Source organism: Arthrobacter burdickii, from assembly GCF_030433645.1.
In the GTDB taxonomy this organism is placed as follows: domain Bacteria; phylum Actinomycetota; class Actinomycetes; order Actinomycetales; family Micrococcaceae; genus Arthrobacter_D; species Arthrobacter_D burdickii.
On the sequence record NZ_JAROCG010000001.1, the window covers coordinates 2523230 to 2548401 of the forward strand.

The following is a 25172-nucleotide window of genomic DNA, read 5'->3' on the forward strand; positions in this document are numbered from 1 at the left end:
CGGCGATGACAGCGCAAGCTAAGGGTTCCCGCCGTGGCCCCCGAAGGGCCTCGACCGAGGAGGACATTCTGGAAGCTGCACTCCAACTGCTGGATGAAGGCGGGGTGAAGGCGGCGTCGATTCGAGGCATCGCCGCCAGGATCGGAGTGGCCCCGAATGCGGTCTATACGTACTTCCCTGATAAGGCTGCCGTCGTCAAAGCGATTGTGGAGCACCTGCTCGGGCAGGTTGACCACGCGGTCTTCGCTGACCGCGACGTCGCGTGGCGCCAGCGGATCGAGCTGCTCGCCCTTGAACTGCGCGAACGGCTCACTATCCATCCGGGCGCCGTCGGGCTGATGATCGGAGGACCCATGGACGGGCCGCGGGCCCTTGCGCTGAACGAACGCCTGATGGAAGTGCTTTCCAGCGCTGGATTCTGCCCTGCAGACGCCGCGAGGGCGTCCTATCTGCTGATTGTCTACGTGTTCGGTTCCATGGCCCTGGAGATGGCCGAACTCGGTGAAGCCCGTTCCGCCCCCCCTGAAGCCGAGCGTATCGCGGCCCGGCATGCCGGTTTTTCCCAGATACCCGCCAAGAGCTATCCGTTGTCCGCCGCCTCGGCCGACGTCATGGCCCGCTACGTCTCCACCGAGCAGTATGTGTGGGGCCTCCATCGAGTACTCGACGGCCTCACCGCTTCCCTGCCTCAGCAGGCGGCATCCGCCGAGCGTTCCATGGTGGACTAGCAGGCCCTCCCAGTTCCTGGATTCATTCTCCACCCAGGAACTGGGAGGGCCTTCACCCCGGGTGGGGTGAAATCCAGCCCTCGAGGGCGTCGAGGATCACATTGAGCCCGATGTCGAACTCGTCGCCGAAGTTGTAGCCGGGCTGGAGAACGCGCTCGGTGGCAATCTCATAGAGGTATGGGTACTTGCCGTCCGAGAACATCTGAACCATCGGTTCGGCAACCTCGGCGACGGGCCCGGAATTACTCAGAGGAAGAGCGGCTTCCTGAAGCGCGAATCCGTAGATATAGCTGTCAAGCAGGGCGTACGCGTGGGAGGTCATCTCCATCGAAAAGCCCGCCCTGCGCAGCACACCGAGCGTCGCTTCATGGTGGTGCAGCGTGGCAGGGCCGGGACTGGTCCGAGACTCCAGCAGACCGATAGCCCAGGTGTGGCGCTGCAGGACCGCACGGACGGAGTTGGCCCGGCGGTACATCCCGGATCGCCAGCCACCGTCGTCGGAGGGCAGGTCGATTTCACTGAAGACCAGATCAACGAGACTGTCGAGGATCTCATCCTTGTTGGCGACGTAATGGTAGATCGACATGGGTCTGGTGCCCATTGCATGGGCCAGGGAACGGATCGTCAGTGAGCCTATTCCCGACTCGTCCACCAAGGCCAGGGCGCTGCTCAGCACCCTCTCCCTGCTGAGCCGGGTCCGCCCCGGCGTGCTGGCTTTTCCGGATTCGGCAGTCATTCCACTCCCCAGGTCCATGGCGTTTCCGTACTTTGTACGTTACCGTTCTCGTACATAGTACGCAACAGCCTTTCGCCAACACTATCAGTGAGAGAGCAACAGTCATGACACTGGACGGGCAGCACGAGGTACAAGGTCACGAAGAGGGCCGCGGGCCAGCCGGCAGCACGATGCGCGCAGTCGTGCAGGACCGCTATGGCACGGCCGAGGTCTTGAAAATTCAACAGATCCCCCGACCGACGCCCGCCGAGGATGAGGTGCTGATCCGGGTGCACGCGGCTGGTCTGGACCGGGGAACGGAGCACTTGATGACCGGCAAGCCCTACCTGATGCGCCTCGGCGTAGGAGTGCGGCGGCCCAAAAATCCTGTAGTGGGTGTAGATGTCGCAGGAACGGTTACTGAAGTCGGCGCGTCGGTGACCCGATTCCAGGTAGGCGATGAAGTATTCGGCGTCAGCAAAGGATCCTTCGCGGAGTCCGCAGTGGCCCGTGAACACCGACTCGCCCGCAAGCCCGCCAACACAGCCTTCAAGCAGGCTGCTGTGGTTCCGACATCGGCGCTCACCGCACTCCACGCCCTGCGCGACGCCGGCCGTATCCAGCAGGGACAGAAGGTGCTGATCATCGGCGCTTCCGGTGGTGTCGGCAGCTATGCAGTACAACTGGCCGCGGCGTTCGGTGCTGAAACCACCGGCGTCTGCAGCCCAGCCAAACTCGACCTCGTGCGCGCCCTCGGCGCCGGCCACGTGATCGACTACACCCGTGATGACTTCGCTGATGGCGCCTCCCGCTACGACCTGATTATCGACACCGGAGGAAATCCGGGACTCTCCCGGCTTCGCCGCGCGCTCACGCCCCGCGGTACCGCCGTTCTCGTCGGTGGTGAGGGAGGCGGCGACTGGACAGGGATGGGCCGGCAGGTGCGGGCCATGATGCTGTCACCATTCATCAGGCAGCGCCTGGTCATGTTCTTCTCCACACCGCGCGCCAGCGACCTGCAGGTGCTCGCCAGCCTCCTCGAGGCCGGCACCATAGCGGCAAGCATCGGCAGCACCTACCCGCTCGAACAGGTCCCGGACGCCATGCGCCACCTCCAGTCCGGGCAAACGCGCGGAAAAACCGCCATCACAATCTAGCGCCTGCGTTGCCCCACTCCAATCCTCGGAAAGAAGAAACACCATGTCCGTCCTGAAGCAGCATGAATCGCCCCGGCAGGTACCCGTACAGCGGGTCCCCGGCTCCCTGCGCAGGCCCAGTCTGATCGCGGGAACCGCGCTCTTTCTCATGATCGTGTTTTCCATTTACGGTGTCTTCGGGCCCGTTGGCAAGCTTGTGACGCCCGGCGACGCATCGAAAACCGCGGTGGATGTCGCCGCCTCCGAAACCTTGTTTCGCTCAGGCATCGCCAGCCTGATCATCGTGGTCATTCTGGACGTCATCGTGGCAGCTGCACTCTTCGAAGTGTTCGCCTCGGTGAACCGGGCCGTTTCCATGACCGCGGCATGGTTCAGGCTTGCCTACGCGGCGGTCTTCCTGGTGGCCATCGGTCAGCTCCTGGAAGTACCGGCCTTGGAAGGAAACGGGGAGCGGATGCTGCTCGCGGTCCAGGCGTTCAACCAGATCTGGGACATCGGTCTGGCTCTCTTCGCCGTGCATCTGCTGCTGATCGGTTACCTTGCGTATCAGTCCGGGTTCATGGCGAAAGTCTTCGGGGTTCTCCTCGTGATCGCCGGGCTCGGCTACCTGACCGACGCCTTCGGTGCTGTGCTGGTCCCAGACCTCTCGATCGGGCTCGCCCAATTCGTCTTCATGGGCGAAGTCGCGCTCAGCTTCTGGCTACTCATCAAAGGTCGCCGGACCACCCCGGGCTCGATCATCCAGGATCAGCCATCCATGGAAGGAACCGGCCCACGTAGCCCCGATGTCTGACAAGCACCCCGGCAACTCAACCCTCCTTGGCCGCGTGGGCAGCCTCGATACCGTCAAGGATGACCTGAAGCCCGAACCGGAACTCGTTCCCGAACGCATATCCGGGTTGCAGGATGTAGGCAGCCGCGATTTCGGCCAGATTCGGGAAGGCGTGCGACATCATCTGCTGCTGCGCCAGAACGTCCTCCGTCGCCTCCGTTATGCCACCGGCCTCGTCGAGTGGCAGGGCGGCCTCCTGCAGGGCGAATCCATCGACGTAGCTGTCGAGCAGGGACATCGCATGACCGGCCATGGCCGGAGAGAAGCCCGCGGTGCGCAGGCATCCGATCGTGGCATCAAGATGTCTCAAAGTCGCAGCCCCTGGCGTGGACCGCATCAGCGCGATGGCCCAGGGATGCCGGGCGAGGACAGCGCGGGCGGACTCCGCACGCTCCCGCATCGCCGTCTTCCAATCCTCCCCGGGGGAGGGCAGGACGATCTCGCTGAAGACGACGTCCACCATGCCGTCGATGAGGTCGTCCTTGTTCTTCACGTGATAGTAGAGCGACATCGCCTCGACACCGAGTTCCTGAGCGAGCTTGCGCATACTCAGCGACTCCAGCCCGCCGGCGTCGGCGAGGCCGACAGCCACCTGCACTGCCCGATCCCTGGTGACAGGCTCCCTCGGGGCGGCCTTCGTTCTCGCTGGTGCCACAGCATCTCCCGTCTCGGATAGCTCGTAGTCCGTGCAAATATTCACGCTACCCATAGACCGTACCTTACGGCGTATGGTATCTTCAAATAGTTACCTTACACCGTTAGGTAACGTCGACCGATCGAGGCGCAGAGCAATGAGATCGAGCATCAGCCCAGCCAAAACGACTACCGCGATGAAAGCCGTGGTCCAGCACAGATACGGCAGCACTGAGGTGCTCAGCTTCCAGGACGTCGACAAGCCGACGGTGGGGGACGGCGAGGTGTTGGTGCGCATCCATGGCGCGTCCGTCAACCACGCGGACTGGGTCTATGCCAGCGGCCGCCCGCTGATCGCGCGGCTGGCCTTCGGTTTGCGCACACCAAGGAACACTGTGCGGGGCAAGGACATCGCGGGCCGGGTGGAGGCGGTAGGTGCCGGCGTCACCGACTTCCGTCCGGGTGACGAGGTGTACGGCGAAATCGAAGCTGGAGGCTTCGCCGAATTCGCCACCGTCCCGGCTGATCTGCTGGCTTCGAAGCCGGCGAACCTGACCTTCGAGCAGGCCGCCACGGTTCCGCTCTCGGCCAGGACCGCTCTGCAGGGACTCAGGGGCGGCGGCACCATCCAGCCTGGCCAGAAAGTCCTGATCAATGGCGCCTCCGGCGGGGTGGGCACGTTCGCCATCCAGATTGCGAAGGCCTTCGGTGCGGAGGTGACCGGGGTATGCAGTGCGAGGAATGCCGAACCGGTCCGGGCGCTCGGCGCCGATCGCGTCATCGACTACACCCGGGAGAACTTCACAGAGAGCGGCCTGCAATATGACCTGATCTTCGACTCCATCGGAAACCACCCGCTGTCGGCACTCCGGAAGGCCCTCACCCGCGAGGGGACGCTCGTGCTCTCCAGTGGCACCGGCGGCCGCGTCCACGGGCCCATGGGACGTATTGTCCGGGCGCTTGTCCTGTCGAGGTTCATCCGCCAGGACCTGCGCACCGTTCCCGCGAAGCCGGGCAGGGAAAGCCTGGACATGTTGCGGGATCTCATCGAATCCGGCCGGGTCACCCCGGTCATCGACCGGACGTACCCGTTGAGCCAGGTACCCGAAGCGATCGACTACTTCGTCAAGGATCACGCCAGGGCAAAAATCGCCATCACCGTGTAATGGCATCCGCCGCCGCTAGACCGGGGCGGCATCAGGTTCCACCCGTTTCATCCTTCAAGAACCAGGACCAAGACCATGAGCAGCACCCCGATCGACACGTTCGGCCCTTCCAGTCCGCCGCCCGAAAAAATGAGTGCACCTTACATGCTGGTGCTCGTCACCGGGGTCCTGCTGGGCGCAGGATCCCTGGCCGTCTTCGCGAACTCCGGCCCCGTGTTCGTGGGCCTCGCGCTGCTGGCTACCGGGCTTGCGCTGATCATCCTCGGCGCCGCGGGCCTCGGCCGGGGACTGCTCTCCTCCTCCCACCCTGCGCACAATGGAAACGCAGGGGGAACGTATCCGGCACGGCTGGAAGGCCAGTTGGATGCGAACCTCTCGCGGTGGATGTGGCTCGTCAAATGGGTGCTGGCCATCCCTCACTACATCGTGCTCGCCATCCTCGGGATCGCCTTCGTGGTGGTCACTGTCGCCGCGGGGGTGATGATCCTGATCACCGGCCGCTACCCGGCGTCACTGTTCCAGTTCACGGTCGGGGTGATGCGCTGGAACTGGCGGGTGGCCTTCTACGCCAACGGGGTGCTGGGCACGGACGTCTACCCGCCGTTCACCCTCGCCCACACCGATTACCCGGCCACGTTCGAGGTGGACTATCCCGAGAAGCTGTCCCACTGGAAGGTCCTGGTGAAGTCCTGGCTCCTGGCCCTGCCGCACGTGCTCATCGTCGGGGTGCTTACCGGCAGCGTATGGGCGTCCTCGAATGATGGTGGCACCAATGGGATGTCTGTGCTGGGCCTGCTGGTGTTCATCACCGCGGTGATCCTGCTGTTCACTGGCGTCTACCGTTTGGGGCTGTTCAACCTGATCATGGGCATCAACCGGTGGGTCTACCGGACCATCACCTACACCGCCCTGATGAGGGACGACTACCCGCCGTTCCGGCTGGACCAGGGCCCGCTCGACCCACCTGCACCACCCGCCCGAGCCCTGAGCGGGGCCATCTGATGGACACATCCGTTCTCGCTGTCCGGAACCTCAGCAAGTCCTATGGGCGCGGTAGCGCGCGCTTCGATGCGCTCAAGGGCGTCACCCTGGAGATACAGGCAGGCGAATCCCTCGCAATCGTCGGCAAGAGCGGGTCCGGCAAATCAACCCTGATGCACCTGCTGGCCCTCCTCGATACACCCGACGGTGGCGCGCTGCTCGTCAAGGGCGCCGATGCGACAAAACTCAACGTCAGACAGGTCAACCGGCTGCGCAACGAGGACTTCGGTTTCGTGTTCCAGCAGTTCTTCCTCACCCCCAACGCCTCCGTCCTCGAGAACGTCGTGCTACCGCTGAAAATCGCAGGAATCGGATCCCGGGAACGAAAGGCCCGCGGCATGGCGGTCCTCGAAAAGCTCGAACTCGCCGACAAGGCGAAGAACAAGGCCATCAACCTCTCGGGCGGGCAGAAGCAACGCGTCGTGATCGCCCGCGCCCTGGTGAACAACCCCGAAGTCATCTTCGCCGACGAGCCCACCGGCAACCTCGACACCGCCACCGGCCGCCTGGTCGAGGACATCCTGTTCTCCCTCAACAGGGACCACGGCATCACCCTCGTGATCGTCACCCACGATACGGAGCTCGCCGCCCGGTGCGACCGGCAAATGTTCATCCGCGACGGACGCGAAGTGGAATCCCTCCATAATCCACAGGACGCACCATGAGCTTCATCGACATCATCGGCACCGCGATCGGCAACAGCCTTCGCAGCAGGCTCCGGACCACGCTCACCGTCATCGCCGTCTTCATCGGCGCCTTCACACTCACCATCACCAGTGCGATCGGCACCGGCATCTCCAGCTACATCGATACCCAGGTCGCTGCCTTCGGTGCCGCCGACGTCCTTTCCATCACCGTGACAGCCGAGGAAGAGGCCCCCGCGGAGGAAGGACCAGCACCCTATGACCCGGATCAGGCAGTCGCCGCCGGAGGATTCGAAGGTGACGGCTCCGAATTCGCGACCGGGGTCCTCACCGCTGAGGACCTGACAGCCATCAAGGGTGTGGAAGGGATCCTCGACGTCAACCCGGTCCTGCAGGTCACCCCGCGCTATATCGAATACGCCGGCAACGGCAAGTTCGAACTGGCAGTCAATGCCAGCGCCGCCCTGAGCACCCCCGACCTGGCTGCCGGATCCCAACTGCAGGGCGAAAGCGCCGGAAACGGGAATCAGTTGTTGCTCGTCACCTCCGACTTGGACGGCCTCGGGTTCCCCACCGCCGACGCCGCGGTGGGCGAGAGCGTGATCATAGGAATCGTCGACTACATGGGTGAGATGCACGAAGTCACGGCAACAGTGGCCGGCGTGCAGAACCAGTCCATCCTCACCGGCGGTGGTGGCGCGCTCAACCAGGCCCTCACCGACGAGCTCTACGACGTGCAGAACACGGGCAAGCCGGCGAACACCACCGAGGGCGCATTCCTTGCAATGGCGCACTTCGACGCGGCATCCAGCGAAGACGAAATCGACGCACTCCAGGCCGATCTCGCGGCGCAGGGCTACACCGCCGTCACTGTCGCCGACCAAATCGGCATCATTCAGACCGTCATCAGCGGGATCGTCGGCGTGCTCAACGCGTTCGCCGTGATCGCGCTGATCGCCGCAGGATTCGGGATCATCAACACGTTGCTCATGAGCGTCCAGGAACGCACCCGCGAAATCGGGCTGATGAAAGCCATGGGCATGGGTGGCGGCCGGATCTACGCACTGTTCAGCATCGAAGCCGTGTTCATCGGCTTCCTCGGCAGCGCCATCGGGGCGCTGGCCGCAATCGGTACGGGCGCGATCGCGAACAATTTCCTCGCAGGCACGGTGCTGGCAGACCTCGAAGGACTTCAGGTCCTGCGGTTCGCGCCACTACCGATGGCCGCCATCATCCTCCTGGTCATGCTCATCGCCTTCCTCGCCGGCACCCTTCCGGCACGACGGGCATCACGCCAGAACCCCATCGACGCCCTCAGGTACGAATAGCGGCGCCGCCCCGACCTGTCGAACAAAGGATCCTCAGTGGAACCCACCAGAAAACCCGCAAAGGTACCGCTACGCCCTGCAAATACGCCGGCTGCAACCACGCCGGATCTGGGCCGACCTCCGAAACTGGACCGGATGCACTGGGCCCGGTGGTTCGTCCCCGTCGGCCTGATCTTCCTCAGCCTCGTCCCCGTGATCGCTGGATCAAGCCGCCTGACCCAACTGGCCGGAGGTGGGATCACAGCCGAGAATGCGAGGTTCTTCGACTCGCCTGTCCCCGTACTGATCCACATTCCAACGGTCACCCTCTACCTGCTGCTCGGATCGTTCCAATTCGTTCCCTCACTGCGCCGAGGGAAGCGCGGCAGGACCAGCTGGCACCGCATGGCCGGACGCATCCTCGTCCCTGCCGGCCTGCTCGCTGCCCTGTCGGGTCTATGGATGGCGGTTTTCTATGACCTCCCACCCCTGGACGGGCCGCTTCTGCTGATCCTTAGGCTGATCTTCGGGTCGGCCATGGTCGCGAGCCTCAGCCTGGGGTTCCTCGCGGTCCGCCGTCACGATTACGTTCGGCACAGCGAGTGGATGACCCGCGCCTACGCCATCGGCATCGCTCAAGGGACCATCGTCGTGGTGACAATCCCCTGGATTGTCCTGGTCGGCCCGGTCACCGAACTGACCCGGGCCCTACTCATCGGAGCATCATGGGTGCTCAGCCTGGCGGTGGCCGAGTACGTCATCCACCGACGGGCCCAGACGTCGCCGCGAATCCCTCATGCTCCCGCCCTCCCTATCGAATCCGAACCGCAACCCCTCTAAAAGGGCCGAAATAGCCAAAGCGTCTGGGCGTCTCCACTTCGGTCATGCACCGAAGCTCCCACCCACGCCGACCCGCACGCTCAGCTCCGCCCGTCCCCTGCATGCCGGACGAGCGCACAATCCATTCCCTATCCAGTGGAGGAGTTTCGAGGAAGGCCGGTCCGGCTACTTCATTTCCGGGGTGTAAGCTCCACGGCTACGGGTATAGAACGGCAAGGATTCAAGTGCTATGAGTGCGTTTGAGAGCGTCCTGGTGGGGTCTGGTAGCGGTTCTGCCGGGCCTGGTTCGAAGGCGCGCGTCGGACCTCGTAGTGGGGCTGATCCGGCGCATCCGTTGATCGCGTCCCACGAGGCTGAGGTACGGTTGCGGGTTCTGAAGGCCGCCAGCGTGCTGCTCGACCGGCTCAGCTACGACGCGGTGACTATCGACGCGGTGGCGAGGGCGTCGGGGGTGGGCAAGTCGACGCTGTACCGGTACTGGCCCTCTCGCCAGTTGTTAGTGCTGGAAGCCTTCACCTACAAGACCAACCTGCTGACGAACGTCGAGGACACGGGTGACGTCGCACGGGACCTGCACGCCTACCTCGTGGCGCTGACGTACTGCCTCCACGTCGGAGGTGCTGCCTCTACGGTGGCGAACCTTCTGGCCGAGGCGATCCGTAGCGAGGACTTCGCCGCGCAGTTCCGCCAGACCATGCTGCGGGAGCGGCGCCAGGGGTTTCTGGCGATCCTGCAACGGGGTCAGCGCCGCGGACAGGTTCGAGACGACGTCGACCTCGTAATGGTGATCGATGCGGTGTACGGATCGATCCATCACCGTCTGGTCGCCACAGGTCAGGACATAGATGGTTCGTTCCTGCGGAACCTGACACGGTTCGCGATCGATGGTGCCGCTTCAGCTTCATACCTTGCGAGCTACCACGCCCAAGCCTGACTGGCGCATCGGCGCACTGCCCGACGTCCGAATGAGCTTCTCACCTATGGGCTCGTGGGACGATCGGTGCCATTTCGTCCCATTCCTTCGTCCGTCCCCTGGTCATGGCGGGATGGTGGAACCAGCGCAGGAACAGGCGCTGATCACCACTCACCGGAGGTACGAAGGCCATGATCACCAAGGAAAAGACCGCAAGGACGGATGTCGGCAGCAGGCATCCGCAGCTCTACCGGGCGATGCCCCCGGTCGCAAGGATGGCGGATGTGACCGCGCTCGAGGAGGGCTTGTCTCCGTTGCTGATCGAGCTCGTGAAGCTCCGCGCGTCCCAGCTCAACGGGTGCGCTTTCTGCCTGCGCGCCCACTCCCAGGATGCCCTCGCCAAGGGTGAGAGTCCCGTGCGGCTGAACGTTCTCTCCGCCTGGCGGGAGAGCGAGTACTTCGACGAACAGGAACGCTCCGCCCTGGCTCTCACCGAGTACCTCACCCTCATTCAGGACTCCCATCGCAACGCGGGCCTCTACGAATCGGCCACCGCGCACCTCACCTCCGGACAGGTGTCCGCCGTGACCTGGGTGGTACTGATCATCAATACCTACAACCGCATCGCCATCAGCGGCGCCTACCGCGTCGCCCCCTGACACTTCTGTCCGGGCTCACGTACCACCACCCAAGCAGTACCAAGAGAAAGTTTGGAGGCGCATTCACATGCGCAGGATCCTCATCATCGGCGGAGGATACGCAGGTTTCTACACCGCCTGGCGGCTGGAAAAGTACCTCCGTCGCGGGGAAGCGCAGGTCACCCTGATCGACCCCGTTCCCTACATGACCTATCAGCCGTTCCTGCCCGAAGTGCTCGCCGGATCCATCGAAGCCCGCCACAGCGTCATCGTCCACCGGCGGCACCTGAAGAAGACCCGGCTCATCACAGCGACGGTCACCTACATCGATCACGCCGCCAGGACAGTGACTCTGAAGCTTCCCGACGGACGCCAGCAACGGGAGACGTACGACGTCATCGTGGTCACCGCCGGCGCCGCGACGCGCACCTTCCCCATCCCGGGCGTCGCTGAACAGGCGATCGGCGTGAAGAACATCGAGGAGGCCGTTTTCATCCGGGACACGATGCTGCGCAACATCGACACCGCAGCGTCCCTCCCCCCGGGCCCCGAAAGGGAGAAACTACTGACCGTCGTCTTCATCGGCGGCGGCTACGCCGGCATCGAGTCCTTCGGCGAGCTCCGGGCGCTCGTGACAGCCACCTTGAAGAAGTACCCCGAGTTGTCCCTGGCCGAGACCCACTTCCACCTGATCGAGGCAACCGCGCGGATACTGCCGGAAGTATCCGAGAAGACCAGCCGCTGGGTCCTCCGCCATCTGGGCCGGCGGCAGGCCATCATCCATCTGGAGACCCAGCTGACATCCGCGACCGACGGACGGATCAGCCTGTCGACGGGCGAGTCCTTCGACGCGGGCCTGCTCGTCTGGACCGCCGGCGTCATCGCAAATCCCGTGATCACCAGGAACACGGACTTGCCGATCGATCAGCGGGGACGCATCATCGCCCGCACCGACCTCCGGATCGGCGGCGCTGACACGCCGGTTGCCGACGCCTGGACGGCAGGAGACAACGCGGCCATCCCGGACCTCACAGGTGGAGGGGTGGGCGGCTTCACCGTCCCCAACGCCCAGCACGCCATCAGGCAAGCCAAACTCCTCGCACGGAACATCCGGGACACCCTGCGCGGCGGGGAGGCACAGGAATACCGCCACCGCAATCTGGGCGCCGTCGCCACCCTTGGACTGGGCACCGGCGTCTTCCAGTCCGGGCCGATCGTCGTCAAGGGCTTTCCCGCCTGGGTCATGCACCGCGGCTACCATGTGCTAGCCATCCCCACCTGGGAACGGAAGTGGCGGGTCCTGTGGGGGTGGTGGAACAACCTCTGGCTCGGCCGCGACACCGCTGGGCTTCGCGGCCTCGAGTCGCCACGGGCGTCGTTCGAGGAAGCCGCGTCCTACAGCCGGCCCCATCCGCTGGCTCCGATCGTGACTATCCCCGCCTCAGCACACATCGCTGTAATCGGCGCGGTACCCGCCGCAGCTACGAGCACCACAGACCACGAGGAGGAAAACCATGCGCACTGATGCCAGGCGGACGGCCGATCATCGCCGCAGGACGATGAAGGCCTTGAGGCTCCACACGCCGGGCGACAGCAACGACCTCCTCTACGAGGACGCTCCGCTCCCGCAGCTAGGTCCTGGCGACGTTCTTGTCGAAGTGCACGCCACAGCTATCACCTTCGATGAGTTCCAGTGGCCGGAGACATACGTCGACGGCAACGGCAATGATCGGATGCCCACCATCCCGGCACATGAATTCTCAGGTGTCGTCGCAGCCCTGGGTCCAGATGTCACGGGATTCGCGGTAGGAGAGGACGTTATCGGTATCCCGGAGTTCGATCGTGACGGGGCGGCCGCCCAGTATGTGGCGGTTGGCCACAAGAACATCGCGCACCGTCCCGTATCGCTGAGTCATCAGGCCGCAGCGTCCGTGCGCCCTTCTGCCCTGACCGCCCTGGAAGCTCTCACGACTCAGGGACGCCTCAGGGCAGGGGAGCAGGTACTCATTCTGGGTGCGACCGGTGGAGTCGGGTCGTACGCGGTGCAACTCGCACGTATTCTGGGCGCCACTGTAACCGCGGTGGTCCGCACCATCCACGACGGGTTTGCGGAACAACTCGGTGCACACAGGATCATCCAGACCCGTACCAAAGAACTGCGGGCTGCGCTACAGGAAGCGGACCTCATCATCGATACGGTGGGTGGGACTGCTCTTCAGGACGCCACTGCACACATGCACGATGGTGCCCGGCTGGTTCCTCTGGGAGCTCCTGTCGACCAGTCACTGATCGGTGACCGTCCGCTTGAGGTCGCCTTCTTCATCGTGACTCCCGATGGGCACCGGTTGGGCACCATCGCGGATATGATCGACGCCGGTCAGCTGCATCCCACAGTCGCCGCCGTGTATCCCCTGGCCGACGGACGGCGGGTATACGCCGAAGGACCCCGTCATGGACGACACGGCAGAACAATTCTTGCCATCGGGGCCTGACCATACCTCACGGATCCGGATCCGGATCCGGATCCGGCCCTGGCCCTAGGTTCCGGGCTTTGGTGCCGGGGCCTTCCGGGGGGGGGGGGGGGGGGGTGCCGAGGCGGCCGCGGCTGGCGGCGAGAACGACGACACCTACGGTCGCTGTGGCGAGCAGGTGCATGGATCCGACCGTGGTTCCTGAGTACAAAAGGGGGAGCAGCCCGTTTCCGAAGCCGCCGCCGACGGCTACCGCGTTTCCCGCGGCGTGGAAGATTCCGACCAGGAAGATGCTGCCGGTGCGGTTGTAGAGCCAGCCCGTGGCTGCCCGGAACGGTATGGCGAGGACGGCGATGAGGATGAGGACGATGATTGCGGCGGAATTCCCGGCGAGAAGTGACAGGTGTTGCAGGGCGAAGAGTGGAGCGGTGATGAGTGCGGCTTTCAGTGCGCCGTGGCGGTCCTGCAACCGTGCTTGGACGAAGCCTGTCCACGCCACTTCCTCCCACAGGTTGCTGGTCAGGAGACCGAGAATTGTCTGGAGCAGCAGGCCTGATGCCAGCGCCGTAACCAGCGTTCCGAGGGGAAGCCCCGGGGGAGGCCCGCCGAGGAACAGGGCCAGTACCGTGGCCACGGCGGGGACGGCGAGTGCGGCAAAGGCATACCAGCCGGCACTTCGTCGTACTGCGGCGATCCGATGCCCCAGCGCCTTCAGCCCGGCGTCGCCGTCGACCACCCAGGTGATCACCAGGGCGGGTACCAGCAGGCCGACCGCGTTGCTGGCGATGACGAAAGGCACTGTTGGGAGATTTGCTCCGGAGGTGTTCGCAATGACCGGCGCGAAAGCGATGGCTTGTCCGACGGTGAAGAACCATGTGAGGAGAGCGCCTACCGGATGGCGCCTGATAAGTCTGGTGATGTGGCTTCGAGTACGGACCAGCACGGTGGGCGGAGCAGGGCGGCGGGTGGGCGGCGAACCGGGCATGGCCGCTCTACCTTCCTGAAGGGATGAGGCCCCGGGCCGGCTGCCGGGTGCGGTACCAGTCAAGCGTCGCGCGGATGCCGGCCTCGTAGGAGGTGACCTTTCCATGCCCGAACACGTTCCGGTATTTGGTGGAATCGATCACGTGGGGGTGCTCGAACTGGTAGAGCATCTCGGCACCTTCACGGGCGACGGTGGAAAAGATTCCGGCAGCGCGCACCAACCCGGGGCTCACCCTGTGAACACGAAATCGCCTGCCGCTTTCGATGGAAATCCCGTCGATGAATTCCCCGGCCGTCGTCGGTGGCGGTGTCGGCAGATGCCACACCTGCCCCAGGGCTTCGGTATTTTCGCCCAACTCCACCAGCCCGTAGGCGAAATCCTCGATGAACATCGGCGTCAGCGGCTCCGTTGTCGACCCTGCCCACAACCCGGATCTGCCTCGTACTGCCGCGCCGAAGAGAGTGCGGCCGAGCAGGGATTCGACTCCCGGGCCGTACAGTTCAGGGGCCCTGCCGATCACCGTGGCGACCTGACCCCGGGCGTGGGCGGCAAGGACCCGCTCGGCGAGCCAAGCCCTCAGCACTCCCTTGTTGCAGACCGGGCGTTCGGGCAGGTCCTCGGTCATCGGCCCGCTCACCCGCCCGTACATCCACGTGTCATCAACGAAGACCATGCGCGCTCCTGCGGCCTCGGCACCGGCAAGGACCCCGTCGACCACTGCAGGAAAATCCTCCCGCCAGCGGTCCAGGGGAGGGTTTACGGCGTTGTAGACCACCCCCGCGTCCTGGCAGACCTGCCGCATCCGCTCCGGGTCGGCCGCGTCCCCCCGTACGATTTCCACCCCTGCCGGTACATCCGCCCGTCCGGACCGGTTAACGCCCCGGACACGGTACTCGCGCCGAAGGAGTTCACGCACCAGCGCTGCTCCGGTTCCGCCACTGGCGCCGACCACCACATGCACCTGGTCCCTGCTCACGACCGACCTCGATCCTCACGGTCGCGTGCGAGGCCCTCCGCCTATTTTAGATACGCGAGCGTGTCTAAAATCAGTGTGAATTCTCGCCATAGGAAACGCAAGCGTTTCTTGTATTCTGAAGTCATGCCTAGCCCTCAAGCCCCAGCTGCCACCCGCCGCCGCGGCGAAGTCCTAGACCAGGCAATCCGGAGCGCCGTTCTGGAGCTCGTGATCGACCACGGCGTCGCGGGAGTCACGATGGAAGCGGTGGCCGCCCGTGCCGGAACGAGCAAGCCGGTCCTCTACCGGCGATGGGACAGCCGGTCCGCGCTGCTGAGGGACACGCTCGTCCCGCTGGCCATGGAAGCCATTCCCCATACCGACACCGGCAGCTATCGCAGTGACATGCTGGCCATCCTGCAGGGTTGGGCGGATTTCTTCGCCAGTCCCGTCGGCGCGATCGGGCCCGCGATCGTCGGTGCGATGCCACACGATCCTGAACTCGCAGCGGCCTTCCGAGGCGGCGTGATCGCTTGGCGGAAGCAGGCGATGGCGGAAACGCTCCACCGGGGAATTGCACGGGGAGAAGTCCGTGCGGATGTGCCCTTCGAAGTGGCACGGGAGCTGGGCCAGGCGTTCCTCTGGCACCGGTTCCTCATCACCGGGGATCCGATCACCCCCCAATTGATCGAAGGGATAGTCGACGATATCCTCGTGCCCTTCACCGAACCGCGCGGGCGAATTCCCGCCGCTTGATACCACGCAAATCACAGTTCGCGCCCGGCGCCCATCCGAAAGGATGAGCGTGTTTGAGGTGGACCGCACACAGAGGTCATAACCACGCAGCGGGGTAGCGTCCCTCATATAGCCTCTTCAGCTGTAGAAGATGACCACCGACCGAGGAGGGTACGACCAGCAACGTAAGGGTCTAGAGGGCACTCAATGATCAGGAAAACCCGATGAGTAGACCCATCCACTGGTTGCTCACCTCGAGCATCCGCTACAGCTACTTGTTCGCGCTCCATCCTCCGAATGTCGCTCCTTCTGCTGCCCATCCCGCCGCGCGTCCGTAATCAGGTCGCTGGCGCCCTGGCAATCGGCCTGTGGTTTCTCGGCGTGGACGTTCTGGTCACCGCGGCCGCCGCGCCCTGGTGGGGGCAGCTGATGGTCGCTGCTGCAGCCGCGTTCATCATCGCGGGTGTTGTATGGATGGAAGGCGGCGGCGGACGATGATCGACCGACCGGCTCATGCCCGATGAGATTTTGGTGGAGGTAGCCGGTAATGAGGAAGCGCAGGGGAGAGGGTGATCGGCTCTGAGAGAAAGTCATCAAGGGCCCACGACCGCATGACTGCTGGATCTGGACCGGAGCTGTAGCGGACGACAGGTACGGCCGATCCTGGGTCACCCGGGACGGCGAGCAACGCGGCCTGCACCCTTGCATCGCGCTCCTGCATGTCTGTGACGTGCCGATGCTGACGTGCCGCTGTGCGTGTACGCCAGCACCGGGGGAGACACACATCTGCTGCCCGGCACCCAGGCACTGGACATGCTGGACCGGTCCCGAAAGAGCCGGCACCAATGCCTCATCCTTCCGGAGGCGCGGTATCGGCCAGATCCGGTTCCCCGCCCGGTCCGTCGGGAGCACGGATGGCACGAGCCAATCGTCCAACCCCGGCTCACCGGTGTTGACCCCCGAGGCGCCAATCAATTCTGACGCCCCAGCGACCGACCGCCAGTAGTCAAGACCTTGGTTGGGCGTCCCAGTAGGCGATCTTCTTGCGGGTTGCCGGGCTTTTTATATGAAAGCGCTCATCCGCTGAGCCAGGTTACTCAAACCCGCACGAATCATCTTCCCGTACCCGTCTTCGCCAAGGGCCCCCGTCTCGGCTTGTCCCCGTTCCAGATGGGCCTGCGCGAGCTCGGCCCTACCCTGACGGTGATACCCGTCAGCGAGATTGAGGTGCAACGAAGGCCGCAGAGTGCGTGCCGAGGGGATCCCCAGTGGCTTGAGGTCATCGTCGCCCAGAAAGCCATGCTCCTCGAAAGCTCTCTCATCCCACGCTACCTCCCTGCCTACATCCGATTCCGTGTCTGCAAGGTAGTGAGCCAACACACACCGGTAAGCATGATCAGCCAACCCAGTAGCGTTCCAACAGTTCAGAAGGAGCTCGCGTCCGCGGCTCTTGTCGCCGCTTTGTGACACTCCGACGGCAGCTGTGATCGTCGCCCAGTCAGCCGTGCTCCGGCCTTCGCCATCGTCTTGGTACCCCATTGGACCAGACTAATGCAGCCCCTCGTTGATTGTTGCCGAGTACGCAGATTATTAGCTATGGGGACGCCGACGTAGCTCCGGGAGTATTGGCCGCCTGGACATGGTCAGGAGAGGGCCTCCAAACCGCTACCTGACATAATGTAGATTATCGGCGAATTGTCAGGAAGCTTGGAAGGGGCTGCAGGTCGCCTCACGGAGGTCACGGCTACTGACGCCTTAACGTGAGCGAAATCCACGGCCTGTGGCGGGAAACATCGTTCGAGGATCGTTGCGGTGTGGGCTCACATCAGGATCTGCCGGCGGGCGAATGGGAAGATGCTGTCTCGCGCAGTTTTGTCCGACCAAGAACTCCTGACCGGGAACACGGGACCTTCAACCTAGTACCCGTTGTCGCACCTGGATAGGAAGGTGCGACGACGCAGAGGCTGCATCTGCTCTGGCCGTACTTTCCTGGCCTTCGTGACGTGCTGTCCGACGCAGACAGCCCACTGCTGCTCGGCGGCTTACGAGTACTACAAGGTTCTAACAAGTTATACAACTTTCCTTACAACGGGGTAGATTTCCGTATATGCATTTGGAGCTGAACCCCTATAACCCCGGATCCGGCCTACCACCCCGTGTCATGGGAGGCCGGCAGCAGGAAATGGACGCGTTCGACCTCATCGTCGCGCGGACCAAACGAGACCTGCCAAACCGTGGAATGGTGCTGTCGGGGCTTCGGGGTGTCGGCAAGACAGTCCTCCTCAACTACCTTAGGTCCCACGCGGACAACCACGGCTGGTTCACCATCTGGCTCGAGGGCAAGCCCGAAGCACAAGGCTTCACGGAGGTTCGTGAGAAGTTTGCACGGGAGCTCACCTCCGCAGCCCGCCGATACAACGGGCCCTCCGGCAAGGACCGATTACGAGAGGCTTTTGGGACAATCCAGTCCTTCAACCTCGCCCTGGGTGTGCCCGGAATCAAAGCCGATATCAGCGTGAGCGCCAACCGGGCCAACTCCGGCACCATTGACATCGACCTTGAGGAGCTCGTCGAGGACGTTTCACTCGCCCTCAAGGCCGACAAGAGCGCCTTCGCGATTTTCATCGACGAAATGCAGGACCTAGACCAGGAACTACTCTCCGCGCTCATCACCGTCCAGCATGCAGCAGGTCAACGCGGTTGGCCGTTCTACATCGTCGGTGCCGGCCTGCCCAATCTCCCTACCACCCTCAGTGAAGCCCGGACCTACGCCGAACGGCTCTTCACTTACCGCACCATCGGGCCCCTCGCTGATACAGATGCGCATTATGCCCTGACGCGGCCGGCGAAAGAGATGGGGGCGGAATATTCCCAGGACGCTCTCGACGTCCTGCTGGATGCCTCCGGGCGATACCCCTACTTCATCCAAGAGTTCGGCAAAGCGATCTGGGATGCAGCTCCGAGCACACCCTTCACCGAGGAAGACGCAGAGGTGGCAGTGTCGATCGGTCGGAGCCAACTCGACGCAGGTTTCTTTTCCTCCCGCTGGGGACGCGCCACACGCAAGGAACGCGGCTATCTCAGGGCGATGGCTCATGACGGTGACGCAGGATCCAGTACAAGCCAGATTGCCGAGCGACTCGGCGTCAAAGTAACCGCCCTCGGCCCCGCTCGAGCTCAACTGATCAACAAAGGCATCATCTACTCCCCCAAGTACGGACAAGTCGCCTTCACAGTCCCGGGTATGTCCGGCTTCATCCTTCGACAGCAGGAAGACTGAATTTCGGGGTGACATTCAGCTCTCAGTGCGATGTTGAAAGCATTTCTGAACACCGCACGATCCGCGGCGTAACTTGATCATCGGGACTCTTCGCCACTCCCCCATCACAAGACGCAGCAGCCCGATCTCCCCAAGGTAAACGCGTTCAGGGAGGGCTTATTTCCTCGTCAGATCCTTGCCCCGGTGGCAGGGCGCCACCAACGACCCACCGTGATGATGGTGGCTAGTATGCATGTTCTCGCCCATCAACTTCTCCTTGGGCCAGCGCGTCGAACCACTCCAACGCCACGCTTTCCGAACTTGCCACTTATACCCCCTGGGGGTATAAAGGTGGGCAGGTACCCCCTAGGGGTACCGGATGGACGAACTATTCCTCGAGGAGTTCCAATGCCCATGAGTTCACTCAGCTCCCGGCCTTCAGTCGGGCCCGCCACTGCGAAGAGCCGGCGTCTTGGTCTGGCGTTGCTGGTAGTCGCCAGTGCCCAGCTGATGCTGGTCCTTGATGATTCGATCGCGAACATCGCCCTGCCATCGATCCAGATCGAGCTGGGTATCTCCCCCGCGAGCCTGCCCTGGGTGATCAACGCCTACATCCTGGCGTTCGGAGGTCTGCTGCTCTTCGGTGGAAGGCTCGGTGACCTCTTCGGCCGACGGCGCATCCTGCAGATCGGTATCGGCCTGTTCACGCTCTCATCTCTTGTGGCCGGGATCGCACCGGCCGGCCCGGTCCTCGGCGCAGCCCGCGCGATCCAGGGACTCGGCGCCGCACTGACCGCGCCGAACGCCCTTGCCCTGATCACCACGACGTTCCCTGCCGGCGAGGCACGCAACAAGGCGCTTGCCGTGTACGGGGCCATGTCAGGCCTCGGCGTGACCGTAGGGCTGCTGCTGGGAGGCGTGCTGACTGGGACGCTCGGGTGGCGGTGGGTGTTCTTCATCAACCTCCCCATCGGACTCGCTCTGCTGGCGGGAACCCGCATCCTCGTCGACGCGCCCCGACATGCGGGCCGCCTCGACCTCCCCGGAGCGGTCGCTGGCACTGGCGGGGTCGCGGCCATCGTCTTCGCCATCATCCACGGGGGTGAGCAGGGCTGGGATGCCCCGATGACACTGATCGCGTTCGGCCTGGCCGCCGTCCTGCTCCCCGCGTTCGTCATCATCGAATCCCGGAGCAAGGACCCGATGCTTCCCCTGCGTCTGTTCAGGGATCGCAACCGCACCGGCTCCTACCTCGGCATGCTGTTCATCAGCTTCGGGCCCATGGGCACCTTCTACCTGCTGACCCTCCACATGCAGCACATCCTCGAATACGACCCCGTCCGCACAGGGCTGGCCTGGCTGCCCTTCGGCGCTGGCATCATCCTCTCCGCCGGCATCGCGTCGAAACTCGTCGTGCGGTTCGCTCCCCGCGTCGTGGCAGTCTCCGGGATCCTCATCTCCACCGTCGCCATCCTGTGGCTGTCGACCATCACCCCTGACTCCGGGTACGCACGGCACCTCATGCTCGGGATCTTTGCCGTCGCCGTCGGTTTCGGGCTGAGCTTCGTGCCACTGACCCTCACCGCAGTCACCGGCATCCGCCCCGATGACTCGGGCATCGCCTCGGCACTGCTCAACGCCGCCCAGCAGATCGGCGTCGCCCTCGGCATCGCAGCCCTGTCGACCATGAGCGTCACCACAACAGAAAGCCGATTTCCGAACGCCCTCACCACCCTTCGTGAAGCCCGTTCAGCCGGCGACACGGCCACAGCCGCGATCACGAGCCAAGCCGTCGTCGACGGCTACACCACCGCCCTGAGCAGCGGGGCGATCATCCTCGCCGCCGCCGCCCTCATCGTCACTTTCTTAGTCACCGCCCGCCCCGAGCGGGCCGTAGAGCCCTCCTGACTCACCCGCCCGAACCCGGATCTTGCGCGGTCGATTCTTCCCTGTGACGGGAACCCACTCGGCCTCAGCGACTTATTCCGCACCCGCTTATCGACGCGGATGTCCACCGCTTCATCAATCGGGGACGTATCGAACAACCTTGGCCGGCGACCCGACGACGATCGCGTTGTCTGGCACATCCTTCGTCACGACCGCGGCAGCTGCCACGACTGCGTTTCGTCCGATGGTCACCCCGGGCAGGATCGTCGCATTCGCTCCGATCCAGACATTGGTTCCGAGCACGATCGGGGCCGGATGCAGGTCAGTACGGCGACTGGGAGCCAGATCGTGGTTGAGTGTCGCGAACACCGCGTTATGGCCGATGAGGCAGTCGTCCCCGATGGTGATACCGCCCTGGTCCTGGAACATGCACCCGGCATTGATGAAGACCCGTCGTCCGATGGTGATGTTCTTGCCGAAGTCGGCATGAATCGGCGGGAAAACGGTCACCGACTCGTCGACCGGCGTGCCGATCAGGCGGGAGAGGAGCCTGCGGACCTCTGCGGGGTCCTTCCACCCACTGTTCAGCTCCCCCGTGATGCGCAGGGCTTCCTGACTGGTTTGATGCATGACCGCATGGAGCGGGGAGCCTCCCGGGATGGTCCTGCCGGAGTTCAGTTCGTCCAGCAGGTCATTCAGCGTCATCTCGTCCTCTTTCGGCATCGGCTGCGGGACGGCCACGGTAGCAGACGCGTCACAGCCCGTAGCGCTATCGGCAATCTCCAGCAGACCACTTGTTCTCTGTGTGTCCGTGCGTCGAGGACAAGAATTGGCGCTTCACTTCGGACTACTCTGTCGCCCCGATTCTTGCGCCCTACTTCGGAGCTGTGATCCCGAGTTTTGCAAGCCGCCTGTAGATGGTGGCGCGGCTGATGCCGAGTTCGGACGCGGCGTCCGACACGGTCGTTCCGGGTCGAGCGAGGGTCCTTACGATTTCGTCGCGTTCGAAGCTCTCGATGCGGGTCAATTTGCGGGTGGAGGGACCGAGTATTTCCGGAGGAAGGTGGCGCACGTCGATCGTCTCGGTGATGAGCGCGGCGTCGTGCACCACCTGCACTAGTTGGTCGATGTTCCCGGGCCAGTCATGGCTGGTGAGCGCACGTTCGGCTGCTGCGGTGAAGTCTAGGTCACGCAGTCTTGTCTGGCGTGCGGCGTACCTGGCAAGTGGCATCACATCGTTGGGTCTTTCCCGGAGCGCTGGTACAGGTATGACGGTTGCCACGGACTCCCTCAGTGGTTGCGGCACGTTGTTCAGGTCTTCAGCGGTGAACGCCCAGAGGAGGGCGAGCGCTTGTCCGGAAGCTCGTGCCGAGGAGCGGAGGATGTTCCGTGCTTGCGTAGCGAGTTCCTGCGTGGCCCAGGCGGGGAGGAAGTCAGCGTTCTCGATGATGATGGCGGTGTCGGACTTGGAAAGTTCCGGTGTCCATAGCGCCAGCCACGCTTCGACTTTCTCCGGTGGCGGGACGGACGCGCAGAGGATCCGAATGGCCGGATGGGCTCGCCGGAGGGCCTGTCCGAGCAGGGTGGCGCGCCCGCTTCCATTCTCCCCGATTGCTGCCGCCACGTTCCCTCCTGCAAGGGTGGTCGTCGCCTGTTCGAGGGCTGCCGTCCAGGCGGGAGACATGGCGCGCATCGTGCCTACCGCAGGCTCGAGGCGTGGCCGTTGCACCCGGAACACCCCTCCGTGTGGCTTCTGCCACGTTCCAGGAGCGATGGTCGGATGCGCTCCAGGAACGGCGCAGCACAGCGGCCTACCTGGTCCTCCGGTGCCGGAGGACGTATCCGACGACTGCGAGGGCCCCGGCAATGGCTTCTGCCACGGCCGTCAGGGTCTTCTTCGCGTACCAGACGGGCTCATACATGGACGGGATCGGCCCGATCGCAGGGACCTGCACATATCGATACAGAACCACTGCGGCCAGAGCAGACAACGCCACGACGGCTGCGAGCGCGTAGGCGGCTCGACTACCCCTGATGAGGACATACGCCGCAGCGAGGACCGCGACGACCGCCTGAATCCGGAAGAGGTTGCCCCCGCCGATTCCACCCGGCGCGGCCTGCTGGAACCCTGGAGCAAGCAGGAAGTGGATGACCGCGCTGACGATCAAACCACCCCCGACCAGGACCCGCAGGGCGATCATCAGCAGTTGATTGCGCCCCTCTCCCCCGGCGTCGGGACCCTGCCCCGGTGTGGGTTCAGCCTTCCTGTTGCTGGCGGCGGCTCCTGACGTGCTCATCCGATGACCAGGGTTCCGGACATCGCGGGGTGATATGTGCAAATAACGGCGTACTCACCGGCTTCGTCCGGTGCGGTGAAGGTCACCGTTTCACCGCCGGAAACGTCGACGTCGAACCCGCCCTCGTCCTTGGCCGTGACCGTATGCGGAGCGTCGTCCTCATTGATCACCGTCACCGTGGCGCCGGGTGCGATGGTCTCGGGCATCACATATTCGAAGTCCGCGATGGTGATCGTCGCTTCTTCCGCCGAAGCTGAAGCCCCGGTGCCAGCGGTGGTCACCGCTGATTCAGGTGCCGCGGCCGCGCTGGTCGCCTCCGCCGTGCCGGGCTCGGTGGCGGAGCCGCAGGCGGAGGTGCCCGCAATGACTGCGGCGAACATCAGAGCTGATAGTCCATGACGTATCTTCATAGCGATTCTTCCCAGGAGTGGTGAGTTGACGGGCGGCGGGATGATCTATCAGGCAGGTGGGGTAGGTGGCCGCGCTACCGACGAAGCCCGCTCGTCGAGGATGCTCGAGGCCAGCGCGGGAGAAGTCGTCGGAATCTCCACTCCGCTCCGGTGGGACAGGAAGGTGCCGGCGTTCTCCGCCTGCACGAACTACCACCTGAAACGCATGGACATACGACGACTCCCCCTCGCTGCCGCGATCGTGAGTAACCGCTCGGAGTTACGAGCGACGGACTTACTGGATCATGGTCCCGTCAGGAGCCACGACGTACCAGACATCCCCGACGGCTTGCCCGTTGACGTCACCGGCGGCCAGGTCCTTGTTGAAGTAGTAGATCGGCATCCCGTTGATCGTCATCTGCAGTTCACCTTCGGGGGTCTCGATGGTGCCGACTTCACCGGTGACACCTTCCACCTCCGGGGTTTCGGATGCGCTGATCACCGGCGGCCACGCGACGAGGCAATCATCCGTGCAGGCACTCACCCCGGAATCGGCAACGTCCTTGGTGAAGTAGTAGACCGTCATGCCCTTGGCATCGACCACGATCTCGCCCAGGTCACTCGTCGCTACACCCAGCGTGGTCGGTCCGGCCGCCGCGGGAGCACTGGCCTCCGGGGTGGCCTCCCCACTGGCCGCACCGCTCGCCTCGGCTGCCGCAGTGGTCTCGGCTGCCGCAGTGGGTTCGGCTGCCGCCGTCGTCTCTGCCGGCGCCTCGGTAGCCTCGGCCGCTACGGTCTCGGCGGCCTCCTGCGCGGACCCGGAGCACCCTGTCAGTGCCAGTAGGGTCAGAGCGACCCCGGCCAATGAAGTGGAAAGTTTCTTACCCATGGTTTCGATCCTCCTGATTGTCCCGGCGGGGGGCCGGGCCCGGCGGGACAGACGTACTGCCACCCCCTGAGGAGAACACTGCATCTCACTTCTTGGATAAACCTTAGGAAACCTCTGTCCAGAGAAATACAACACCCTGCCACGGCCCGAAGACAGTGCTGTTGCCCTACACTCGCCTCTCGATCCTGATGGGGCTTCCTACTGGTGCGGCACGCAGGGTTTTCCCAATATCCGCTGAGTACCGTCAAGGGCATGCTTCCTTGCCCGGTGCTTCGGTGTACAAATCCCGGTGCCGCCTTCGTGGTGGGCAGTCAGGGCCTCCGCGGTGGTTATCGCGAGGCCTACGTCTGCGATGACCATAAGGCGTTGATCGATGCCGGTTCCCCCTGGTGCATGGAAGGGCACTCGGTTCTTCTGGGCCAGGACATCACGCCGGTCCTGGAGAGTTGGTCTGCCCGCCCGAGTGTAGGGGCGGAAGGCTTCACTCTCACTCTTCAGGTAGCGGGCCAGATCAAACCCTTCGACGTCTTTCTGACCGCGAGCGAAGCAAAGACTTTGGCTGCGTTCATCAACGCGGCCAGCAACGACAGCGTCCGCCAGCACCTGACGACCCGGTGATGCATGGTGACACTGATGGCCCCAGAGCGCAGTAGGTTCCAGGTCTCTATCCCCAGCACATTCGCAACGGCGG

General features: G+C 63.9%; 26 protein-coding genes. 17 read left to right on the top strand and 9 right to left on the bottom strand.

The features are described 5' to 3' along the window. Positions 1–5 precede the first annotated feature (5 nt). Positions 6–728 carry a TetR/AcrR family transcriptional regulator gene (locus P5G52_RS11860; protein WP_301227608.1) on the top strand — a complete coding sequence of 241 codons (723 nt, stop codon included), beginning with the start codon at positions 6–8 and terminating at the stop codon, positions 726–728. Between the two features lie 52 nt (positions 729–780). Here P5G52_RS11860 and P5G52_RS11865 read toward each other — a convergent pair whose 3' ends face one another. After that, a complete protein-coding gene (locus P5G52_RS11865) occupies positions 781–1464 on the bottom strand; it encodes a TetR/AcrR family transcriptional regulator (protein WP_301227609.1) in 684 nt (227 codons plus the stop codon). Between the two features lie 104 nt (positions 1465–1568). Here P5G52_RS11865 and P5G52_RS11870 point away from each other — a divergent pair, with 104 nt between their 5' ends. Together P5G52_RS11870 and P5G52_RS11875 are read left to right on the top strand one after the other, a co-directional pair. Then, on the top strand, positions 1569–2600 hold the full coding sequence (locus tag P5G52_RS11870) for an NAD(P)-dependent alcohol dehydrogenase (RefSeq protein ID WP_301227610.1): 1032 nt from the start codon (positions 1569–1571) through the stop codon (positions 2598–2600). A gap of 43 nt (positions 2601–2643) precedes the next feature. Next, the gene (locus P5G52_RS11875) at positions 2644–3393 is read left to right on the top strand and encodes a DUF4386 domain-containing protein (protein WP_301227611.1); all 750 of its coding nucleotides are present in this window, start codon (positions 2644–2646) and stop codon (positions 3391–3393) included. Positions 3394–3409: 16 nt separating this feature from the next. Here the strand turns inward: P5G52_RS11875 and P5G52_RS11880 are convergent, their stop codons facing one another. Then, positions 3410–4030 (bottom strand): TetR/AcrR family transcriptional regulator, encoded by a 621-nt coding sequence (locus P5G52_RS11880; RefSeq protein ID WP_301227612.1) that lies wholly within the window; start codon positions 4028–4030, stop codon positions 3410–3412. A 193-nt stretch (positions 4031–4223) separates the two neighbouring features. Between P5G52_RS11880 and P5G52_RS11885 the strand changes: the two genes are divergently transcribed. From P5G52_RS11885 to P5G52_RS11925, 9 genes are all read left to right on the top strand, one after another. Further along, positions 4224–5231 (top strand): NAD(P)-dependent alcohol dehydrogenase, encoded by a 1008-nt coding sequence (locus P5G52_RS11885; RefSeq protein ID WP_301227613.1) that lies wholly within the window; start codon positions 4224–4226, stop codon positions 5229–5231. A gap of 75 nt (positions 5232–5306) precedes the next feature. Further along, positions 5307–6233, top strand: coding sequence for a DUF4389 domain-containing protein (locus tag P5G52_RS11890; RefSeq protein ID WP_363321884.1), 927 nt, complete (start codon positions 5307–5309; stop codon positions 6231–6233). Next, entirely contained in the window at positions 6233–6937 is a 705-nt protein-coding gene (locus P5G52_RS11895; RefSeq protein WP_301227614.1) for an ABC transporter ATP-binding protein, read from the top strand. Before P5G52_RS11890 ends, P5G52_RS11895 begins: the two co-directional genes overlap by 1 nt. After that, a complete protein-coding gene (locus tag P5G52_RS11900; RefSeq protein ID WP_301227615.1) occupies positions 6934–8244 on the top strand; it encodes an ABC transporter permease in 1311 nt (436 codons plus the stop codon). The genes P5G52_RS11895 and P5G52_RS11900 overlap by 4 nt, the downstream gene beginning before the upstream one ends. A gap of 135 nt (positions 8245–8379) precedes the next feature. Further along, complete coding sequence (locus tag P5G52_RS11905; protein WP_301227616.1) at positions 8380–9063, top strand: DUF2306 domain-containing protein; 684 nt, start codon at positions 8380–8382, stop codon at positions 9061–9063. Positions 9064–9292: 229 nt separating this feature from the next. Then, positions 9293–9997, top strand: coding sequence for a TetR/AcrR family transcriptional regulator (locus P5G52_RS11910; protein ID WP_301227617.1), 705 nt, complete (start codon positions 9293–9295; stop codon positions 9995–9997). A gap of 170 nt (positions 9998–10167) precedes the next feature. Further along, positions 10168–10635, top strand: a complete 468-nt coding sequence (locus P5G52_RS11915) for a carboxymuconolactone decarboxylase family protein (RefSeq protein ID WP_301227618.1) — start codon at positions 10168–10170, stop codon at positions 10633–10635. Positions 10636–10702: 67 nt separating this feature from the next. Then, positions 10703–12139, top strand: coding sequence for an NAD(P)/FAD-dependent oxidoreductase (locus tag P5G52_RS11920; protein ID WP_301227619.1), 1437 nt, complete (start codon positions 10703–10705; stop codon positions 12137–12139). Then, positions 12129–13106, top strand: a complete 978-nt coding sequence (locus P5G52_RS11925) for an NADP-dependent oxidoreductase (RefSeq protein ID WP_301227620.1) — start codon at positions 12129–12131, stop codon at positions 13104–13106. Before P5G52_RS11920 ends, P5G52_RS11925 begins: the two co-directional genes overlap by 11 nt. Positions 13107–13113: 7 nt before the next feature. Here the strand turns inward: P5G52_RS11925 and P5G52_RS11930 are convergent, their stop codons facing one another. Together P5G52_RS11930 and P5G52_RS11935 are read right to left on the bottom strand one after the other, a co-directional pair. Then, a complete protein-coding gene (locus tag P5G52_RS11930) occupies positions 13114–13884 on the bottom strand; it encodes a CPBP family intramembrane glutamic endopeptidase (protein ID WP_301227621.1) in 771 nt (256 codons plus the stop codon). Between the two features lie 193 nt (positions 13885–14077). After that, positions 14078–15046 (bottom strand): NAD-dependent epimerase/dehydratase family protein, encoded by a 969-nt coding sequence (locus P5G52_RS11935; protein ID WP_301227622.1) that lies wholly within the window; start codon positions 15044–15046, stop codon positions 14078–14080. A 123-nt stretch (positions 15047–15169) separates the two neighbouring features. Here P5G52_RS11935 and P5G52_RS11940 point away from each other — a divergent pair, with 123 nt between their 5' ends. From P5G52_RS11940 to P5G52_RS11955, 4 genes are all read left to right on the top strand, one after another. Next, complete coding sequence (locus tag P5G52_RS11940; protein WP_301228782.1) at positions 15170–15781, top strand: TetR/AcrR family transcriptional regulator; 612 nt, start codon at positions 15170–15172, stop codon at positions 15779–15781. Between the two features lie 276 nt (positions 15782–16057). After that, positions 16058–16258: a hypothetical protein gene (locus tag P5G52_RS11945; RefSeq protein WP_301227623.1), complete on the top strand. Its 201-nt coding sequence runs from the start codon at positions 16058–16060 to the stop codon at positions 16256–16258. Between the two features lie 1609 nt (positions 16259–17867). Further along, positions 17868–19040 carry an ATP-binding protein gene (locus P5G52_RS11950; RefSeq protein WP_301227624.1) on the top strand — a complete coding sequence of 391 codons (1173 nt, stop codon included), beginning with the start codon at positions 17868–17870 and terminating at the stop codon, positions 19038–19040. 393 nt (positions 19041–19433) lie between these two features. Then, entirely contained in the window at positions 19434–20927 is a 1494-nt protein-coding gene (locus P5G52_RS11955) for an MFS transporter (RefSeq protein WP_301227625.1), read from the top strand. A 114-nt stretch (positions 20928–21041) separates the two neighbouring features. Here P5G52_RS11955 and P5G52_RS11960 read toward each other — a convergent pair whose 3' ends face one another. The 5 genes from P5G52_RS11960 to P5G52_RS11980 all read right to left on the bottom strand — a co-directional run bounded on the left by P5G52_RS11960 (position 21042) and on the right by P5G52_RS11980 (position 24481). Next, positions 21042–21611, bottom strand: a complete 570-nt coding sequence (locus P5G52_RS11960; RefSeq protein WP_301227626.1) for a DapH/DapD/GlmU-related protein — start codon at positions 21609–21611, stop codon at positions 21042–21044. A 169-nt stretch (positions 21612–21780) separates the two neighbouring features. After that, the gene (locus P5G52_RS11965) at positions 21781–22590 is read right to left on the bottom strand and encodes an AAA-type ATPase lid domain-containing protein (RefSeq protein ID WP_301227628.1); all 810 of its coding nucleotides are present in this window, start codon (positions 22588–22590) and stop codon (positions 21781–21783) included. A gap of 127 nt (positions 22591–22717) precedes the next feature. Further along, a complete protein-coding gene (locus tag P5G52_RS11970) occupies positions 22718–23203 on the bottom strand; it encodes a hypothetical protein (RefSeq protein WP_301227630.1) in 486 nt (161 codons plus the stop codon). After that, positions 23200–23613, bottom strand: coding sequence for a cupredoxin domain-containing protein (locus P5G52_RS11975; RefSeq protein ID WP_301227632.1), 414 nt, complete (start codon positions 23611–23613; stop codon positions 23200–23202). Before P5G52_RS11975 ends, P5G52_RS11970 begins: the two co-directional genes overlap by 4 nt. Before the next feature lie 274 nt (positions 23614–23887). Then, entirely contained in the window at positions 23888–24481 is a 594-nt protein-coding gene (locus tag P5G52_RS11980; RefSeq protein ID WP_301227634.1) for a COG4315 family predicted lipoprotein, read from the bottom strand. 366 nt (positions 24482–24847) lie between these two features. Between P5G52_RS11980 and P5G52_RS11985 the strand changes: the two genes are divergently transcribed. Further along, positions 24848–25099, top strand: coding sequence for a hypothetical protein (locus P5G52_RS11985; RefSeq protein WP_301227635.1), 252 nt, complete (start codon positions 24848–24850; stop codon positions 25097–25099). Positions 25100–25172 lie beyond the last annotated feature (73 nt).

Excerpts from the sequence above, each read along its gene's own strand:
- P5G52_RS11940 (WP_301228782.1), top strand. The coding sequence starts at position 15,170 with ATGCCTAGCCCTCAAGCCCCAGCTGCCACCCGCCGCCGCGGCGAAGTC.
- P5G52_RS11860 (WP_301227608.1), top strand. The coding sequence starts at position 6 with ATGACAGCGCAAGCTAAGGGTTCCCGCCGTGGCCCCCGAAGGGCCTCG.
- P5G52_RS11950 (WP_301227624.1), top strand. The coding sequence starts at position 17,868 with ATGCATTTGGAGCTGAACCCCTATAACCCCGGATCCGGCCTACCACCC.
- P5G52_RS11980 (WP_301227634.1), bottom strand. The coding sequence starts at position 24,481 with ATGGGTAAGAAACTTTCCACTTCATTGGCCGGGGTCGCTCTGACCCTA.
- P5G52_RS11895 (WP_301227614.1), top strand. The coding sequence starts at position 6,233 with ATGGACACATCCGTTCTCGCTGTCCGGAACCTCAGCAAGTCCTATGGG.
- P5G52_RS11900 (WP_301227615.1), top strand. The coding sequence starts at position 6,934 with ATGAGCTTCATCGACATCATCGGCACCGCGATCGGCAACAGCCTTCGC.
- P5G52_RS11920 (WP_301227619.1), top strand. The coding sequence starts at position 10,703 with ATGCGCAGGATCCTCATCATCGGCGGAGGATACGCAGGTTTCTACACC.
- P5G52_RS11960 (WP_301227626.1), bottom strand. The coding sequence starts at position 21,611 with ATGACGCTGAATGACCTGCTGGACGAACTGAACTCCGGCAGGACCATC.
- P5G52_RS11915 (WP_301227618.1), top strand. The coding sequence starts at position 10,168 with ATGATCACCAAGGAAAAGACCGCAAGGACGGATGTCGGCAGCAGGCAT.
- P5G52_RS11970 (WP_301227630.1), bottom strand. The coding sequence starts at position 23,203 with ATGAGCACGTCAGGAGCCGCCGCCAGCAACAGGAAGGCTGAACCCACA.
- P5G52_RS11910 (WP_301227617.1), top strand. The coding sequence starts at position 9,293 with ATGAGTGCGTTTGAGAGCGTCCTGGTGGGGTCTGGTAGCGGTTCTGCC.
- P5G52_RS11905 (WP_301227616.1), top strand. The coding sequence starts at position 8,380 with ATGCACTGGGCCCGGTGGTTCGTCCCCGTCGGCCTGATCTTCCTCAGC.
- P5G52_RS11865 (WP_301227609.1), bottom strand. The coding sequence starts at position 1,464 with ATGACTGCCGAATCCGGAAAAGCCAGCACGCCGGGGCGGACCCGGCTC.
- P5G52_RS11875 (WP_301227611.1), top strand. The coding sequence starts at position 2,644 with ATGTCCGTCCTGAAGCAGCATGAATCGCCCCGGCAGGTACCCGTACAG.
- P5G52_RS11925 (WP_301227620.1), top strand. The coding sequence starts at position 12,129 with ATGCGCACTGATGCCAGGCGGACGGCCGATCATCGCCGCAGGACGATG.
- P5G52_RS11870 (WP_301227610.1), top strand. The coding sequence starts at position 1,569 with ATGACACTGGACGGGCAGCACGAGGTACAAGGTCACGAAGAGGGCCGC.
- P5G52_RS11975 (WP_301227632.1), bottom strand. The coding sequence starts at position 23,613 with ATGAAGATACGTCATGGACTATCAGCTCTGATGTTCGCCGCAGTCATT.
- P5G52_RS11965 (WP_301227628.1), bottom strand. The coding sequence starts at position 22,590 with ATGTCTCCCGCCTGGACGGCAGCCCTCGAACAGGCGACGACCACCCTT.
- P5G52_RS11890 (WP_363321884.1), top strand. The coding sequence starts at position 5,307 with ATGAGCAGCACCCCGATCGACACGTTCGGCCCTTCCAGTCCGCCGCCC.
- P5G52_RS11945 (WP_301227623.1), top strand. The coding sequence starts at position 16,058 with ATGTCGCTCCTTCTGCTGCCCATCCCGCCGCGCGTCCGTAATCAGGTC.
- P5G52_RS11955 (WP_301227625.1), top strand. The coding sequence starts at position 19,434 with ATGAGTTCACTCAGCTCCCGGCCTTCAGTCGGGCCCGCCACTGCGAAG.
- P5G52_RS11885 (WP_301227613.1), top strand. The coding sequence starts at position 4,224 with ATGAGATCGAGCATCAGCCCAGCCAAAACGACTACCGCGATGAAAGCC.